The organism is Trinickia sp. (assembly GCF_035492435.1).
Taxonomy (GTDB): Bacteria; Pseudomonadota; Gammaproteobacteria; order Burkholderiales; family Burkholderiaceae; genus Trinickia.
Genome location: NZ_DATJJF010000008.1, coordinates 1 through 17,069 on the forward strand (window position 1 = coordinate 1; position 17,069 = coordinate 17,069).

Annotated in this window: 13 protein-coding genes; 2 read left to right on the forward strand and 11 right to left on the reverse strand. The window is 58.8% G+C overall.

The window, feature by feature from the left end; translation table 11 throughout:
- Positions 1–214 (forward strand): cyclic pyranopterin monophosphate synthase MoaC (locus VL598_RS00240; RefSeq protein WP_325324692.1); only part of this gene is annotated, 214 nt, incomplete at its 5' end.
- A 125-nt stretch (positions 215–339) separates the two neighbouring features.
- Here the strand turns inward: VL598_RS00240 and VL598_RS00245 are convergent.
- Positions 340–1,590: a hypothetical protein gene (locus VL598_RS00245; RefSeq protein WP_325324693.1), complete on the reverse strand. Its 1,251-nt coding sequence runs from the start codon at positions 1,588–1,590 to the stop codon at positions 340–342.
- Between the two features lie 1,354 nt (positions 1,591–2,944).
- Complete coding sequence (locus VL598_RS00250; protein WP_325324694.1) at positions 2,945–4,744, reverse strand: sensor histidine kinase; 1,800 nt, start codon at positions 4,742–4,744, stop codon at positions 2,945–2,947.
- A 374-nt stretch (positions 4,745–5,118) separates the two neighbouring features.
- Here VL598_RS00250 and VL598_RS00255 point away from each other — a divergent pair, with 374 nt between their 5' ends.
- Positions 5,119–5,925, forward strand: coding sequence for a substrate-binding periplasmic protein (locus VL598_RS00255; protein WP_325324695.1), 807 nt, complete (start codon positions 5,119–5,121; stop codon positions 5,923–5,925).
- Between the two features lie 216 nt (positions 5,926–6,141).
- Here the strand turns inward: VL598_RS00255 and VL598_RS00260 are convergent, their stop codons facing one another.
- The 9 genes from VL598_RS00260 to recA form a co-directional block, all read right to left on the reverse strand.
- A complete protein-coding gene (locus VL598_RS00260; protein ID WP_325324696.1) occupies positions 6,142–7,275 on the reverse strand; it encodes a glycosyltransferase family 4 protein in 1,134 nt (377 codons plus the stop codon).
- 507 nt (positions 7,276–7,782) lie between these two features.
- Entirely contained in the window at positions 7,783–9,561 is a 1,779-nt protein-coding gene (locus tag VL598_RS00265) for a PglL family O-oligosaccharyltransferase (RefSeq protein WP_325324697.1), read from the reverse strand.
- A 124-nt stretch (positions 9,562–9,685) separates the two neighbouring features.
- Positions 9,686–10,246, reverse strand: coding sequence for a pilin (locus VL598_RS00270; RefSeq protein ID WP_325324702.1), 561 nt, complete (start codon positions 10,244–10,246; stop codon positions 9,686–9,688).
- Between the two features lie 248 nt (positions 10,247–10,494).
- Entirely contained in the window at positions 10,495–11,247 is a 753-nt protein-coding gene (locus tag VL598_RS00275) for a TerC family protein (RefSeq protein WP_325324703.1), read from the reverse strand.
- Positions 11,248–11,511: 264 nt separating this feature from the next.
- On the reverse strand, positions 11,512–12,393 hold the full coding sequence (sucD, locus tag VL598_RS00280) for a succinate--CoA ligase subunit alpha (RefSeq protein ID WP_325324698.1): 882 nt from the start codon (positions 12,391–12,393) through the stop codon (positions 11,512–11,514).
- A gap of 39 nt (positions 12,394–12,432) precedes the next feature.
- Positions 12,433–13,602 (reverse strand): ADP-forming succinate--CoA ligase subunit beta, encoded by a 1,170-nt coding sequence (gene sucC, locus VL598_RS00285; RefSeq protein ID WP_325324699.1) that lies wholly within the window; start codon positions 13,600–13,602, stop codon positions 12,433–12,435.
- The gene (locus VL598_RS00290; protein ID WP_325324700.1) at positions 13,599–14,312 is read right to left on the reverse strand and encodes a DUF2889 domain-containing protein; all 714 of its coding nucleotides are present in this window, start codon (positions 14,310–14,312) and stop codon (positions 13,599–13,601) included. Before VL598_RS00290 ends, sucC begins: the two co-directional genes overlap by 4 nt.
- A 163-nt stretch (positions 14,313–14,475) precedes the next feature.
- Positions 14,476–15,153, reverse strand: coding sequence for a recombination regulator RecX (gene recX / locus VL598_RS00295; protein WP_414718633.1), 678 nt, complete (start codon positions 15,151–15,153; stop codon positions 14,476–14,478).
- Between the two features lie 30 nt (positions 15,154–15,183).
- Complete coding sequence (recA, locus tag VL598_RS00300; protein WP_325324701.1) at positions 15,184–16,260, reverse strand: recombinase RecA; 1,077 nt, start codon at positions 16,258–16,260, stop codon at positions 15,184–15,186.
- Positions 16,261–17,069: the final 809 nt, after the last annotated feature.

Here is a 17,069-nt window from a genome sequence, read left to right on the forward strand (position 1 = left end):
GATGGACGACGCCCTCCCCGGCGTGCACTGCACTGCGCAAGTGGAAACGCTTGGACGCACGGGAGTCGAGATGGAGGCGCTGACGGCTGTGCAAGTCGGCTTGCTGACCGTCTATGACATGTGCAAGGCCGTGGATCGCGGGATGACGATCACCGACGTGAAGGTGCAGGAAAAGCGTGGCGGGAAGTCGGGGGATTGGAAGGCTGAGAGTTAAGGCATATCCGTTTGCTCGCGCCTCACTCAATGTAAAAAGTGCTGGACGCCCATTCTCCGGCGTCCAGCACTGTGACAATCAAAACAACGATCGGGGACGATGCAACCACCCCCGATGGCGACTAGTTACGGCGTGAAAACGCAACCCGTACCGCAAGTGTTGTTCTGATATTGCGCCGGGTGAGGGACGTTCCCCCAGCTAGTGCCGATAATGAGTCGGCTCGGCTGCACGCCGTGGGCGCCCAAACCATTGCTCGTGCCGGAGATAGTGTTGTTGCGCACGATGTTGGTTGAGTAGTTCACATTTTGGGTCACACCGCCAGTCAACATAGCACCGGCACTCATATCGGGTGCGCCATACCCGTACAAGACGCCGATCGTGTTGTACTCGATGATGTTGCCCCCTGTTGCCTGGGTGGTGTTGTCGTTCTCGACGCCAATTGCGCAATCAACGAGTTGGTTATGCCCAATGTATCCATTGGTGTGAGCATCGAACACGGGGCCGTAATAACCGCAGCTTGCAAAAGTGTTGTACGCGATGTAGTCACCTGAGCCACCGTTCGTCGGCGAGTAGGTCTGGAACATGGACTGACCGAAGAACTGCTTGAAGCTGTTCCCGGCGAGGAAGAAGTTATTCACTCGCCCGTAGGTCTCAACCGGAATATCGAACTGGCGTGTGCCGAGCGTGAAGGTCGGAGCCGCCGTGTTCGCGCCGATGAAGTTGCATCCAACGATGCTGTCGTTGTCGTAGTTGACACCATTGTTGTAGCTCGTGCTTCCAATTGCCCACATGTTGTAGGCATCCCCCGTCGTGCGCTTGAGCGTCGTGCCTTGACACTGGACATGCTTGTTGCTCGTGGTGATCCATATGGTGCCGTTGATGACGCACGTCCCGGCGGGAACCAGCACGTCGCCAGCGTTGACCGCGCTCTGGAACGCGTTCGTGTCATCTGTTACGCCATCGCACTTCGCGCCGTAGCTCTTGGGGCTGACGGGGTTCACCAGGGCCGGCGGCGTGAAGCCCGTCTGCGCGGCCGTAACCGTTACGATCGCTTTGGCCGTCGCCGGGGTCGTTCCCGCGGCGCCGGTACACGTCTCCGTGTAGGTCGTCGTCGTTGTCGGGCTGACCGAGACGGAACCCGACGTCGAGGTCACAGGACCGGTACAGGAAACCGCGTTGGTGCTTGTGACCGTGAGGGTCGATGAGCTCCCGCTCGTAATGGAAGCAGGGCTAGCCGTCAGCGTCACTGTTGGCGGCGGGGGCGCTGTCGTAGTGGTCGTATAGCACGACTTCGCATACCCAACAGCCGGATCGGGATCGAGGGCGGTATTGTTACACCCGACGCTGTTCGTGAACGGTCCGCGTACCGCGGTCATAGCCGACGGAGCGACGGGTGGGAATGCACCATACAGAACCTGCTTCGTGCTGCCTGAAAAATTGCATGTCCCATTGGTGGTCGAATGTTCGTCCGCGCATTTCGTCCACGTAACCCCATTGACCACGACGGTCGTTGGATTGCCTTGATGTTTCAGGTAGCAAGCCTTGAGGTAACCGACAGCCGGGTCCGATCCAAGCGTGGGGTTATCGCACATATGACCGCCAGTGAAGGGGCCGAATGTTGCGTACATGGCAGAAGGTGATACCGGGGGCCATGCTCCGTAAAGAATGGTCTCCGTATCGGTGAAAGAGCATTGGTTATGCTCGCCGGCGCATTGATCCCATTGAACGCCATTGACGATGACAGATGTTGGCTCGGACTGAGCAAAAGCTCCCAGCGAGATACAACACAAAAATAACGATACGAGATACTTCATCAGCAATCCTTAGTTACGCTTATTCGATGGCACGAGCGTTTTCAGCCTTAGCTGCGCCGCTACATCGCCACAAATTTCTGGCTTATCCATTTGGTTGACGTAATCAATTCGCACCAATAAAAAACCACGACGCGACTTATGCGTATTGTCTTGAGACCTTGACCGCGTTGTGAATGACGAATCGCAAAAATGGAGATGGATGACATCCTTAACACCCTGAACCGAATCACTGCCGGTCAAAAATATTGCCGTCATCCGATTGCCGCCTTCGACCAAGAGAAAAACTAGAGTCGTCACTCTAGAGCGGCAAGGCGGACGGAACTATCATCCAGAAGGCGCGAAGTGTTCAGCCACAGGAGTGTTAACTTAATACCTATGTATAGGTATTCGTTTACATAAAACTCGGCGTGAGCACTGGAGAGGCCGAGCAGAAGGGGTACGAAACGGCAAGGCGGTGCCACGGACGTGATTCGATCAATCAACTGATGAATAATCGCGCATCACGTTCCGTAGTGGCTTCGAGCGGAAGGTTAGCGACCGCAAGCCAGATATCGACACCGATGAGAAATCGGATGCATCGATACTATCGGAGAAGCCGCCGAACAAAGGATTTAATCTGGTGGAAGCAAGGTCTCTCTCAGTCGCACAAAATTATTTCTTATTTTGCACCACCCTACCTGAAAGAGATCAAAACCATTTCCGGCCGGCGCGGGCATTTATTGGAGAAGGCATGCAATACATTTTTCAAGCTAGCTTGATCAGCCCCGTTTACAGCAAGCGAACGTGGCTTTCTTCGCTCATCGACACATATATTCGCGGTTGATGACTTGCGAGTGGAACACCTTAAATATCTTGTTCGCTTGCAACTTGGGACGCGCCACATGTCTAATCGAATTTCCAATCGACCCGGCACCGACTATACGTCGTACCGTGCATCTGGGCCACAAGCCGGTTGTACTGGCAGCGTGAAGTGAAACGCCGCGCCGCGAGAAGCGGTGTGCCCGGCCCAAATTCTTCCTCCATGCGCCTCCACGATCGAACGGCAAATGGAGAGACCTATGCCCATCCCTTCCGGTTTTGTTGTATAGAAAGCGTTGAACAGCTGCTCGGCAGTGCTCGTCTTTAGCCCAGAGCCCGAATCCCGCACCGTTACGAGCACGACGGACTCCGCGAACCCCGTCCCGACGCGCAGCTCTCGCATCCCGCTGACTTCTGCCATCGCTTCAATGGCGTTGACGATCAGATTAAGAACAACCTGCTGTAGTTGCACGCGATCACCGTAGACGAGCGGCAGGCTTTGCTCGAGTTCCGTTCGCAACGAGACGCTCTTCTTGGCGAGTTCGTTATGCGTCAATACAAGAACCTCGAGGATCGCCTCGTTCATGTTCACTTGTTCATTGTGCGGCGGAACCTTCTTAATGAGATCGCGAATGCGGCTGATGACGTCGCTCGCTCGCGTCGAGTCCGTTACGATTCGATCGAGTCCGTGACGGACTTCCTCCAGGTTGGGCGGCTTGTTGCTGAGCCAACGAATGGCGGCCTCCGCATTGACGGCTGCCGCTGAAATGGGCTGCTTGATTTCATGAGCGATCGAGGCCGTCATTAGCCCCATCGTCGCAACGCGATTAACGCGCGCGAGCGCTGACTGTACGTCTCGATATCGCCGCTCGCTGGCGCTTAGTCTTTCCTCTGCCAGCCTGCGCTCGGTGATGTCCGAGACGATAGATTCGAAGAAAAGAAATGCGCCGCTGACATCGCGCACTACACGTGCACTCATAGAAATCCAGACGGGTCGCCCATCCTTTCGAATCAATTCCGCTTCGTATCCGATGATCGTGCCTTTTTGTAACAAGTTTTCGACGAGATCATTCCACGCTTTCCGGTCCGGGCAGCATTGCCGCCCGAAGTCGGTCACGCGCCGTACCATTTCCGCGGACGACGCGAAGCCAAGCATGTGCGCGAGCGCCGGATTCGCGCTCAACACTTCACCCTTCGGCGAAATCCGCACGATTCCTTCAAGTGCATTTTCGTAAATGCTGCGATAGTCGTCCTTGCTGCGGCGCAGATCATCATAGACGCGCGTCAGGCTCTCTCGCATGGCCTCGAACGCCATGACGACTTGGTCCAGCTCATCCATTTTTCTGGGGGCGCGCCGCTGCAGACGCAAAGACACCGGCCTCTCCCGTGGATCATAATTTTCGAGAAATCCGGCGAGCGCGATCAGATGCCTAGTGACCAACGTGTGAGTGACATAGAGAATAAAGAAGGAGACAAGAAACGTCTTTGCGCCTTGGGTTAGCAGCAGGACGATTGCCTTGCCGAAAAGCGAGCGATAAACATCGTCGAGCGTGGCTTCGATCCGCAGCAGTCCAATCAGGCGTTGCTGGCCGTGGAACGGGTGATAGAGCTCGACGACTCGCGCAAAAGCGGCGCGGTCCTGACGTTGACCAACAGCGACCACGAACGGATCCGAGCGATCAGCGATCTCGCGCACCTCGACGTAGCGAATCGCCCTACGGCGAAGAATCCCTTGCAGTTGCAGCTCAACCTGATCCCTGTCCAGGTTCCACAGCCCATCGCTGATGCTGTCGCGATAGCTGCTTTCGATATCGGACAGCCTTGTTGCGATCGCCTCTACGTCGTCGTGATAATCGAGGTAGAGCTGAAATAGTGTGAGGATTAGAGTGAGCGCCGAACTGAAGAGGAGCACTCTCACCAACAGGCGCAAACCAATCCCGCGACGCAGGTGCTCATAAGAACGCCATAGCGCTCCTATGAGCGAGCGAAGCGACCTTCCAGCCTCGCGTGTTTCAGTGCCATCCGTCACTCGACGTTTCACCCTGCAATGTCCTACAACGCCGGGCTCGATTACATGCGTATTCGCCCCCGCCCTACAAGGGCTCGCGGGTAACCCTATCCACTGCCCGCTTGAATATGACACCGTTCGCCGGGAGTCACTGATAGCTCCAGTGAAAGTGAAAGGCGAAAGCCAGCCCCTGCGCGAGGCCATACAAGAGTGCCTCACTTGCTAGCGTTTGACTAGACTGAAGTGAGCCGCATAGGCCCCCGCTCGGGGCACACGGAGCGACAATGAAGCGCTTACTACTGCAGTCCTTGGGATTCGTCGCCCTGATGTGTGCCGCCAATCTGTGCCGTGCCGGATTGCCACCGGTTATCGCGGTGTGCGACGACGCTGCAGAATGGCCGCCCTACACGTACTACGATCGCACAAACGGCGAGACAACCCATGCGTTGACGGGCTTCTCGGTGGAGTATTTGCAGCGCGTACTAGCCAATAAGGGGCTGCGCTTCAGCCTCGAACTTCTACCGTGGAAGCGGTGCATGGCTGAAGTTCAAGAAGGGCACTATGCAATGATTCTCAATGCCTCTAACAACGAAGAGCGCGCACGGACATTCTTGGTCTCGCGTCCCTATTACACGCTTACGCTCGTCTATTTCTACGATGCTCAACGGCCCAGGCCAACCGTCAAGAGCGCCACCGATTTGCGTGCCCTCCAGCTATGCGGCGTAAGAGGCTATAACTACGCGCCATTTGCGCTGCAGCCGGACATGATCGATACCGATGCGAAAGACCTGCCACAAGCCTTGCACAAACTCAAACATGGCGGCTGCGATGTGGTGCCGGATCGACTGGAAATCGTCCTCGGTTATCAGTTGCTGGGCGTAATCAATTTGCAACAGGCCGGTATTCGGTATGCGCCCGTGCCTGGCCTGCCGCGTTCCCCGTTTTCGATGCTGGTCAGCCGCAACGTACCGTACGCAGCAGAGTTGCTCGCGGTGTTGAACGATGGCATTGCCGAAATTGAATCTCGGCGTGGCGCGAGCGATCTCGCGGCGAAGTATGGCTTACCGCAAGAAGGACTTCCTAAGCGATGAATGATCAATGCCGCTAGGCGAACGAAGCGGAAACGCGCGAGGTAGTCGGGTGCCTGGAAAGCGGAGCATTAGGGCCGTTACGATTTCCTCCAATCCAGGCCGTGTACCTGACCGGTCGAGGATGACCGAACGCGCAGCTAGTTCCCGAATGGCGGCTGCGGGTTTCTCGATATACGTGGACGCCAGTTGACGTTTGGAGACTCAATGGCGATCGACTCAATCGTCCGCGCGCACGACCATGCCCTCACTGACCGGCCATGTCCGCGTCAACATGCCAAGAAGTTTGGAAAGCGCAGCAATGTGACCTGCGGCATCATCCATCACGGACGCTACAGCATCGCGCGAGAGTTGCTCATAGACCTCGGGAGATTTCGCGACTTTGACGATCAAATCCGCAATGCTGTGCACCATGCGCTCGTCATCACGAACGAAGAGTCCGCCCCCCCGTCTCAACGTTGAAGGAATGCAGCCCTTGTCCGACGCAATGACGGGAACTCCAAAACCGATTGCTTCGTTGACGGTCAGCGGCTCCGCCTCGTTTTCGTAACGGGAAGGGAATACGAGTAAGTCGATCGACTCGTAGAACTTCGTCTTTTCTTCCCCCGAAACCGAGCCGATATGACTTGCCTGAGGATGGCTCGTCAACGCTGCGTTGAATTCGGAGGCGATCGTATCGGCCACCGGCCCGGCGATGATTGCACGCACCTGCAGATCTTTGTCCTCAAGCACGGAAAGTACGTCGAAAAACTCGAAGATTCCTTTTTCTCGTGTGATGTTCGACAAAAATCCAAGCGTCAACGGCTGCCTCACGCGCATACGAATGTGCTGGCTTCTCGCCACTGGAAAGAGTGCCGTATTGGACAATACAAGCGTTTCTCTGACCAACCCCGGGTATAGCTGTTTCAGGCGTGCCGCCATATGCGAGCAGAGTGCGATGTGCGTAGCCTTACCCGCCAACTGAAATACCATACGCGTCAATCGGGACGGTTTGTTCAGGTATCGAAAACTATGATGGTGAAAGAACACCGGGATGCCAAGCAGATTTCCGATCAGAGCAAACATCCCATCGATCAGTTGACCTCGGCCACCTGAGAGCCCGATATAGATCGATGACGGCCGCCGTACCGTTGCCATGACCGCGAAGCGCAAGACAAGCAACCCCGAACCGAGCCGGCAGAGACTGCGCACCAGACCAGATCGGGTTGTGCCGCCGGCAGTGTCGAACTTGACGATGCTGGCACGTCCAACCAGGCGCTCGGCTATCGCTTCGTTCACCATCGACAGCCCGTGAACAGGCGGCGGAAACGCGCCCACCGCGAACACTGCCGGCCGCTTTGGCTCCTCTCCCATTGGACAACCTCCTGCAGTTGTTCAGGCAGCCCTATGCGCTCGGCTCGCAGTACAAACAATCGGCATATTTGCCGCTACAGCGTGGCTTGGGTGCCGATCATTGCTCGCTGCTTTAATTACGGGTCGGTGCGCGGGCACAAAGAGGGGCGCAGCAAATAGAGTGCCTGTGACCCAAGCAAAAGCGATCAATCGACGCCCTTCAAACTCATGAGCCGCGCAGTCCTGTCTTGCGTTTTGCCCGACGAGACAACTCTCTGTGCGCCACAGTGGCCCGGCGTCCACATTCCGTCAATGAATTAACGCCCTGATATGCCGGCGCCAAAGTTTTCATGGTCCTCTTACTAAATTACGACCCAGCTCGAGATCAGCGGTGTTCTGACGAACATACGTCCCTATCTTCCTGACGCCGGGTCGGCTTTCAATCATGTAAGGAGCACCAAGAGGATTCACGGGTGGTGGCTATCGGACAATTGCGTAATCGCCAGCTGAATCGACTCGCGACGACGCTCAATCGCCCTCGTCTTCGTCGTCTTTCTCGGCAGGCGCATCGCCATAGCGCTCGGCGAGCGCTGCTTTGAAACTCGCAAGCTCTGGCTCGTCCTCGCACAAATCGTAAAGCGCCGCCAGTTGCGCCGGCCAATCGCGCAGAACGCCCGCGAAGATCTTGAGTCGTTCGACCGTATCGAGCGCATCCGCCTGCCGACCATCGAGCGCTTGCAACACCGCGTATCGGCGCAGCACCGTTTCGCCAGGCAGCAATGCAAGCGCTTTCCGATGCATGGCGAGCTTCATCGGTAACTCTTTGCGGTCAATCGGCAGCAATGTCGCCATGCCGTATTCGCCCCACGAACCAAACAGGAACGAGGGCGCAGAGCCATACTGCTCAGCTGGGTGCGAACCGTAGTAGAGCACCTCCGAGCGCGCGTAATCGCGATAGATCAGCGGTAGCGCGAGCAGTCCGACAACGACGATAACCGTGTGCATCCCCAACGATAGACGTGGGGGCACGAACCTGAGCCGGTTTGTCTCCAGAACGCCAAAGATGAACATCGCGGGCAGCAGGAAGAACATGTACTGCTGCGGATATTCGACGAGCGCGTGCATCAGCAGGACGCCGATGAGCGCGAGGCCAAAAATCCGCCCGGCCGTATGCGGCGCGCGCAGAACCCGCACGAGCCACGCGAGTAACCCGATCAGCAGCACGCCCAGACCGAGAATGCCCGTCTTCGCGAGCAGGTCGATCAAAATGTCATGCGAGTTGTTGGCGATCTCGACGTCGCCTAGCTGCTTCACGAGTTCGAACTGATAACGCGGGAATTCGCCCCAGCCAACACCGATCCACGGATGTTCCTTGAACATCGTCCATCCATACTTCCACATGGCAAGCCGCAGCACGAACTGGCTTTTGTCTTGGAAGCGATGCGCCGCGGAAACGTCCAGATTCAATTGAAAGCGGACGTTTGCCCAGCGAACGGCGACATTGACGCCGATAAAGATGGCGATGAGTGCGAGAGGCATCATCCATTGGCGCACGCCATGACGCGCCCCTTCCCCGCGGCGTGCAATGGCAGCCGCCATCCAGAATCCCGCGACAACGACGACGCCCGTTTGCAGCCACGGCCCGCGGGAAACGGTGAGTGCTTGACCCAGCACATAGATTGACGAAACCACGACCCAAACGAAAACATTGAGCCGGCGCGTTTGCACGAGATACATCGCGGCCGCGAGCGCGAACGCGATGACCGTCGCAAGGTGATTGGCCTGCGCCATGTTGCCGAACGGCCGCCGATCGACAGCGACGTTGTAAGCCACCACGAACGGTGCGAAACGCGTCTCTGCGTGCAACAGCTGCACCATCTGGCAAAAGACGGCAAAAACGCCCCCGATGAGGAGTGCCCAGGCCACCCATTGCAGCGCCTCTTCGGCGAGATTCATCCGAGCGAACCCGTATCCCGTACAGGTAGCCATAAACGCCGCAAGCAGAAAGCCGGCGCCAAGCCAGTTCATCGAAGGTTGCTCGACGTGCAGCACGAACGTCTGGACGATGAGGATAAGTCCAAAAAGGAGCGGGACAATCGCAACGGCGGGCGTCTCGAACGTAAGCCGCGGCCGCGTGCTTTGCGCCAGCCAGGCGAGCGCGGCGCCAACCAGCAAATAAAGGGAAAGCGCCGTGAATTCCGAATAAAAAGTTGGAATGGGATAGGTATGGTTGGTCACCGCGTAAGGAAGCATCATCGCGAGGGCCAACAGCACAAACGACAGGTAGCGTGCAAACGGTGGAGTCATGAGGAATGAGGCGATCGGCAACGGGCGCACTATACAAAAAAAGTTCCGTTGTGCGAACCGAAAAATGCCGAATCAGGCTGGGGGCGAGCCCTGCCGCCGCAGGGTTTGCCGCGCCCCAGATCGATCAAGCCCGGCATTCGGGTGGCGCGACACGGGCCGGCAGCGTCGCCGCTTCGAGCGGCATCGGCCCCGATCCAGGTGCCGGCAGCGAGGATGTCGTCTTACCGCTGGCAAAACACTCCCACGTCAGCGCCCCGCCCTGCATGGTCGCCTGCGACAGCGCGATACGTGCAGTCGGCGTCATGCCATCGTCAGGTACCGAGGGCACGAGCACGAGCGTCTCACTGCCCGCCGGTGCGACGCGCGCCGTATAGCGAATTGCGATCTGGCCGCTGCCGTCGTCGACGACGATCGATTCGACGTTGCGTGTGGGCGGAGGCGGCACGTAGCCGCTGCCGAGCGCGTTACCATTCGCAGCGTTTTCGGCAACCGCGAGCCGCGCGGCTGAGGCAAGCGAGAGCCCCTCGCCAACACGGCTGCGCGCCAAATAATCCTGGTAGGCGGGAATCGCGTAAGCCGCAATGACGCCTACGATCGCAAGCACGATCATCAATTCGACAAGCGTGAAGCCGCCGCCCCACCCTCGCACGCGCCGGGCATGCGACGAAAAAGCGACGCGGAACATCAGGACAACAGCCGACATGTGAGCCTCCTTGAACCATGGCGAACCCGAACAACCTGGCGCGCGACCGAGCACGACGCGAGCAGGCTGCTCTGGACAGTCCTGACTCAGGCCTGGGCGCGCGCAGATCTCTCATCGAGAAACCGGGCGATGGTTGAAAGCGTAGCCGGCGCAAGCGGCGACAGGGAGTCCGCCGATTGGCCAATGCGATCGATTCGGAGCCTTGTCCGATCGATGAAAGGACGACCCGCTCAGTGGCGGTCTGAGGAGCCCGAGGTATCGGCGACCTGCGACGCTGCGCGCGCCGCCTCGCGCTGGCGCGCGCGACGCTTGATCGCATAACCGACGACGACGACGAACAACGCGCCCGCAATGCGGGCTCCGTACTCCGCGACGGGCGAATCAAGGAGCGGCCAGCGGTCGCCGGCCGGATCGTTGACGATGAGACCGCCCGCGATCCACCCGAGCAGTGCCGCGCCTAACGTGACAATGATCGGGAAACGGTCGAGCAGCCCGAGTACGAGGGTGCTGCCCCAGACGATCAATGGAATGCTCACGATGAGGCCGAACACGACCAGCCCCACGCGATGACTTGGATCCGCGGCTTCGGCCGCACCGGCGATGGCGATCACATTGTCGAGGCTCATGACGGCATCGGCCACGATGATCGTCTTGATGGCCGCAATCAGCTTATCAGCAGGCTTGATGCTTTCGTGGGCATCGTGCGCTGGTGCGAGCATCCGCACACCGATCCACAGCAGCAACAGGCCGCCCGTGAACTTGAGCAGCGGGACGTCAAGCAACGCGACGGCAAACGCGATTAGTACGACACGCAGCACGATTGCGCCGACCGTCCCCCAGATCACGCCTTGCACGCGCTGCGCGCTCGGCAGGTTGCGGCAGGCGAGTGCAATGACGACGGCATTGTCGCCACCGAGCAGGATGTCGATGACGATGATCTGCAAGACCGCTCCCCAGTGGAGCGTGACAAAAAAGTCGAGCATGGTGTCGAGCATAGGCGCAATTCGCGTTCGTGGGCACAGGCGATCTGAAAGGCTTGAAGCAGCGCTCCAAGGGCGGCAAGGACGAAAAAAAAGCGAAGAAGCCGTTTTTGCTTCCTCGCTTCCCATCGGCTGTCTATAACCTTGCAAGTTTATTTCGCAAGGATACCAAAAATGCCGCCGTTGATGCGATAGCCCGTCACTTCGCCTTGCGCCCCGGAAAACGCATCGCGCAGCGCGCGACGCGAATCCGGTCAACGCGCGACCTTAAAGCACCGACTTCAAGAGGCGCCCCATCTCCGAGGGGTTCTTGGTAACCTTGATGCCGCAGGCGGCCATGATTTCGAGCTTCGCTTCGGCCGTATCGGCACCGCCCGAGATCAGGGCGCCGGCGTGGCCCATGCGCTTGCCCGGAGGCGCCGTGACACCAGCGATGAAGCCGACGACGGGCTTCTTCATGTTGTCCTTGATCCAGTGCGCCGCATTCGCTTCGTCCGGACCGCCGATTTCACCGATCATGATGACGGCGTCCGTGTCCGGATCGTCGTTGAACATCTTCATGACGTCGATGTGCTTGAGTCCGTTGATCGGGTCGCCGCCGATGCCGACTGCCGACGATTGACCAAGACCCAGCGCGGACAGTTGACCCACCGCTTCGTACGTCAGCGTGCCCGAGCGCGAAACGACGCCAATGCGCCCCTTCTTATGGATATGGCCCGGCATGATGCCGATTTTGAGCTCGTCCGGCGTGATGGTACCCGGGCAGTTCGGCCCAAGCAGCAGCGTTTTGCGGTTTTCGCGGCGCATACGATCTTTGATCTCGATCATGTCGCGCACCGGGATGCCTTCCGTGATACAGATGGCGAGATCGAGATCGGCTTCGACCGCTTCCCAGATGGCCGCAGCGGCGCCTGCCGGCGGCACGTAGATGACCGAGACAGTCGCGCCCGTCTCAGCCTTCGCTTCCTTTACGCTCGCGTAGATCGGAATACCTTCGAAATCCTCGCCTGCCTTCTTCGGGTTCACGCCTGCGACAAACGCTTCGCGGCCGTTCGCGTACTCGCGGCATGCGCGCGTATGGAATTGGCCCGTCTTGCCCGTGATGCCCTGCGTGATGACCTTCGTGTCTTTATTGATCAGAATTGCCATGTATTGACCTCTGTTCGTATCCGTTGCACCCGGGCCGCGTCACGCGTTCCCATCAGCCGCCGCGACAACCTTCTGCGCGGCCTCTTCCATGCTGTCCGCCGAAATGATCGGCAGTCCCGATTCGGCGAGCATCTTCTTGCCGAGGTCCTCATTCGTGCCCTTCATGCGCACGACGAGCGGCACCTCGAGGTGCACAGCCTTCGATGCGGCGATGACGCCCTCTGCGATGACATCGCAGCGCATGATGCCGCCGAAGATGTTCACGAGGATGGCCTTCAGGTCCGGGTTTTTCAGCATCAGCTTGAACGCTTCGGTCACTTTCTCTGTCGTGGCGCCGCCGCCGACGTCGAGGAAGTTCGCGGGCTCACCGCCGAAAAGCTTGATGGTGTCCATCGTCGCCATCGCCAAACCGGCGCCGTTCACGAGGCAGCCGATGTTGCCATCGAGCGAGATGTACGCGAGGTCAAACTTGGACGCTTCAATTTCAGCCGGATCTTCTTCGTCGAGGTCGCGGTAGGCGACGATCTCTGGGTGACGGAAGAGCGCGTTCGAATCGAAATTGAACTTGGCGTCGAGCGCGATTACTTTACCGTCGCCGGTCAGGATCAGCGGGTTGATCTCGGCCAGTGAGGCATCCGTTTCCCAGAAGGCCTTGTAAAGGCCTTGCAGCACGGTGCGCGCTTGCGGCAACGAGGCACTCGGCACGCCGATTTTCGTCGCGAGTTCGTCGGCCTGTGCATCCGTCAGCCCCACCGACGGCTCCACGAACACCTTGTGGATCGCCTCAGGGTTCTTGGCGGCCACTTCCTCGATCTCCATGCCGCCTTCGCGCGAGCCCATTACGGCGATCTTTTGCGAAACGCGGTCGATCACGAGGCCGACGTACAGTTCTGTCTTGATGTCCGCGCCTTCTTCGATCAAGAGACGGCTTACCTTTTGGCCTTCCTCGCCCGTCTGGTGCGTGACGAGTTGCATGCCGAGGATCTGGTTCGCGTACTCGCGGACCTGCTCGAGCGACTTGGCTACCTTGACGCCACCGCCCTTGCCACGACCGCCTGCATGGATCTGGGCCTTGACGACCCATACCGGACCGCCGAGCTCTTCCGCGGCCTTGACCGCGTCATCCACCGAAAACACGGGCTTGCCGCGCGGTACTGCGACGCCGAATTTCCGCAGGATTTCCTTACCCTGGTACTCGTGAATCTTCATGCGTGATTCCCTTCAGTCTGAGAGTTGGATTGAACTTCGTGGTGGGCTGATTTTTTGACATCGGTCACCTCGACCAAGCCGGAGTCGCGCGGGGCTGCGCCAATCCTGGCTGAGTCGCGTGGCGCACGGCCGTGCCAGCGTGGAAAAAAATGCCGTACCGCCTCGCCATCGAAACGCAATGCTTGACAACGGCCGAGCTGAAACGGCGCCCCACTTGCAAACTGGCTTGCAGACTCACCGCCAGCTTCGCCTGACACAGTACTCCCACTATCGCGCGTATTCCAGACCTCGCCAGCGAACGCCTGGATTGCGGCAGTCGGCAAGATGGAACATAGCTCGGTGAGATGCGTGCAGCCCGCCGTGCCGGCGAGTAAGCGCCGCACATTGCGGCGAAAGTCATCAAGGAGGTTAAGACCGATGAGGGCTCGATAGGCGGGGTTCGCGTCTTCGCAATGGCCGGGATAGGGCACCCAATCGGACGACGCCTCGGCATCGACGACAGTGAGCTTGCGATCGATCGTGATGCGGAGCCACAGTTCATGAATCGGCAGGCCTTTGGGTCGAACGCCGGTCGCTAAAGTGACGTCACGGGGCTTATGATCGGTCAGGCACGCCTCGATATCCCAGAAGCCATCATCACGTTCAAACGCTTCCGCTCTAATTTCACGCCGATGGCGCAACTGGCGGGACGCAGGTGGTGAAAGCGGCATGGGCAGACGGCTGGCGAAGAAACCGGCCAATTTTACCATAATGAAAGGCAAATTCGGCCACCCATCGTTCGCTTGAGCACATTGGCTGGGCGGCGCGGCCCCCTGGCGCACCAACGCGGTGCTTCAAATTGGGTCGACCAAGAATCCTGTCGGCCAGTCTGATTTACTCGCTACCCCAATCGTCGTCGCTCTTGAGAAGCCGCACGATAATCGCGTGGGAAAATCCGCGCGCGGCGAGAAAACGCGCCTGCTTCGCGCGCTCGGCCGGCGTTTGCGGTAATTGCCCGTATTTCTTTCGCCAGACCGCTTGTGCGCGCGCGAGCTCGGTCTCACGTAATTGAGCGCCGACCGTTTCGATCAGCGCATCGTCAAGCGCGTGGCGGCGCAACTCACTCACGATTCGGTTCGTGCCCATGCGCGCGGCACGTCGATGCAAGACGCTCTCGGCAAAACGCGCATCGGATAGCCAGCCATCCCGCTCGAGTGAGTCGATCAGCGCATCGAGATCATCTTGCTCCTCGGCAAATGGCGCCAGCTTCCGGGCGAGCTCGCTGCGGCTGTACTCGCGCCTCGAAAGATATTCGAGTGCGCGTGCCTTAAGCGACCTCTGCGCAGACTTGAGCGGTCGCCCGGCACGGGATGCCCTTTGCCCCCCCGCGCTTAACGACGATCGTGACAATGGTGACGATGATGGCACGGGCGCATCGGGTGCATCCGGCGCCGACGCCGGATCAGCCGGGTCACATCCTAGCGGATCGCCGCCAACTGCAGCCCAATCGTCCGTCTCATCGTGCCGGGGCTGTCGGCTAAAGGCAGCGCCCGGACTTCGCACTTTGCGCATGACTTGGCGCTAGCTGGCAGCCGTTTAGGTTCACTCTTCTTCGTCAGCGATTTCTGCGTCGCCAGCCGAGGTAGCCGACGGCATCGCATTCACGCCGAGCGATTCCCGAATGCGATTTTCGATTTCGCGAGCGATCTCGGAGTTCTCACGCAGGAATTCGCGCGCATTGTCCTTGCCCTGCCCAATCCGCTCGCCGCTGTAGCTGTACCAAGCGCCCGCCTTGTCGACGATCTTGCCCTGCACACCCAAGTCAATGATCTCGCCTTCGCGCGAAATGCCCTCGCCGTAGAGAATGTCGAAGATCGCTTCGCGGAACGGCGGCGACACTTTGTTTTTGACGACCTTCACGCGCGTTTCATTGCCGATCACTTCGTCATTTTTCTTGATCGAGCCGATGCGGCGGATGTCGAGGCGCACGGACGCGTAAAACTTCAGCGCATTGCCACCCGTCGTCGTTTCGGGGTTGCCGAACATCACGCCGATCTTCATACGGATCTGGTTGATGAAAATGACAAGGCAGTTGGTGCGCTTGATCGTACCGGTGAGCTTGCGCAGCGCCTGCGACATCAGGCGCGCCTGCAGACCTGGCAACGAATCGCCCATCTCGCCTTCGATTTCGGCCTTCGGCACGAGCGCCGCCACCGAGTCGATCACGATCATGTCGATCGAGCCCGAGCGCACGAGCGCGTCAGCGATTTCCAGCGCCTGCTCGCCCGTATCCGGCTGTGAAACGAGCAAATCCGCAACGTTCACGCCGAGCTTGCCTGCGTATTGGATATCGAGCGCATGTTCTGCATCGATAAACGCCGCCGTGCCGCCGAGCTTCTGCATTTCGGCGACGACCTGCAGTGTCAGCGTTGTTTTGCCTGACGATTCAGGCCCGTAGATTTCGACGACACGCCCGCGCGGCAGGCCGCCTACGCCCAGCGCGATATCGAGCCCGAGTGAGCCCGTGGATACAACCTGGATATCCTCGGCTACCTCGCCATCGCCGAGCCGCATGACCGACCCTTTGCCGAACTGCTTTTCGATCTGCGCGAGCGCAGCGGCGAGCGCCTTGCTCTTTTCTGCAGAGAGTCCAGCCGAGCCTTTCTTGCTTTCTTCCATGAATCGTCCTTTGCTAAGATGAGCAGCGTCTGCGCGGCGGGCAAGCCAACGCTCAGAAAACGTCAAAACGGTCCGGCGGCACCCCACTGCACCCATTCTGCGGGTACCCCGTTACGACCGGTCTTTCCACGCGCTTAGTAGCCGGTTAATACCCGGTTAGTACCCGGTTAGTACCCGGTTAGTACCCGCTTAGTACCACTTAGGTACTCCGGCCATTGCGCGGTCAGGGCCGGCGCACGAAACGCAGATACTGTATAAAAAAACAGGGTTGTTTGCAAGCCCGAGACACTGCGGATTTGCTTGGCGGCAACAAGCGCAGCGAGGGGCCACGGCTAAAGAAAGCCGAGGGAGTCACGACGCAGACCAACAGGATGGAAGACGGCGGCGCACCACCCGCCTGTGCCTCGCGCCCATCCGCTCACCATGCGAATACTCCTTGCCGAAGACGACAGCATACCCGCGGACGCTCTCGTGCGATCTCCGCCAATCGGGCTATGCCGTCCACCACACCGCGCTTGGCGAGCACGCTTGTGCGAATCAGCCTGCCGGTGCTCGCGCCATCGCCGGCTCGGGATTTTCCCTGATTGGGGGAACCTCCTAATTGTCCTCTCGGTAATCCGATTCAATAACAATTAGGCGAGGATGGGCATGATTTATCGGAAAAACGACAAATTTGACGATAAAGCACCGACGAAACATCGAAAGGCGCAGGCATGCGAAGCGTCAGTCGGTAGTAAGCTTACGTCTCAATAATCGAAGTAGAGTGCAGCTCGTTACCGGCGGGCAGTGCTTTCCCACATTCAAAATTG

What these genes read in the sequence shown, in the direction of transcription:
- VL598_RS00245 (WP_325324693.1), bottom strand. Translation starts at nt 1,590, where the DNA reads ATGACCGCGGTACGCGGACCGTTCACGAACAGCGTCGGGTGTAACAAT.
- VL598_RS00255 (WP_325324695.1), top strand. Translation starts at nt 5,119, where the DNA reads ATGAAGCGCTTACTACTGCAGTCCTTGGGATTCGTCGCCCTGATGTGT.
- VL598_RS00260 (WP_325324696.1), bottom strand. Translation starts at nt 7,275, where the DNA reads ATGGGAGAGGAGCCAAAGCGGCCGGCAGTGTTCGCGGTGGGCGCGTTT.
- VL598_RS00265 (WP_325324697.1), bottom strand. Translation starts at nt 9,561, where the DNA reads ATGACTCCACCGTTTGCACGCTACCTGTCGTTTGTGCTGTTGGCCCTC.
- VL598_RS00270 (WP_325324702.1), bottom strand. Translation starts at nt 10,246, where the DNA reads ATGTTCCGCGTCGCTTTTTCGTCGCATGCCCGGCGCGTGCGAGGGTGG.
- VL598_RS00275 (WP_325324703.1), bottom strand. Translation starts at nt 11,247, where the DNA reads ATGCTCGACTTTTTTGTCACGCTCCACTGGGGAGCGGTCTTGCAGATC.
- sucD (WP_325324698.1), bottom strand. Translation starts at nt 12,393, where the DNA reads ATGGCAATTCTGATCAATAAAGACACGAAGGTCATCACGCAGGGCATC.
- sucC (WP_325324699.1), bottom strand. Translation starts at nt 13,602, where the DNA reads ATGAAGATTCACGAGTACCAGGGTAAGGAAATCCTGCGGAAATTCGGC.
- VL598_RS00290 (WP_325324700.1), bottom strand. Translation starts at nt 14,312, where the DNA reads ATGCCGCTTTCACCACCTGCGTCCCGCCAGTTGCGCCATCGGCGTGAA.
- recX (WP_414718633.1), bottom strand. Translation starts at nt 15,153, where the DNA reads ATGCGCAAAGTGCGAAGTCCGGGCGCTGCCTTTAGCCGACAGCCCCGG.
- recA (WP_325324701.1), bottom strand. Translation starts at nt 16,260, where the DNA reads ATGGAAGAAAGCAAGAAAGGCTCGGCTGGACTCTCTGCAGAAAAGAGC.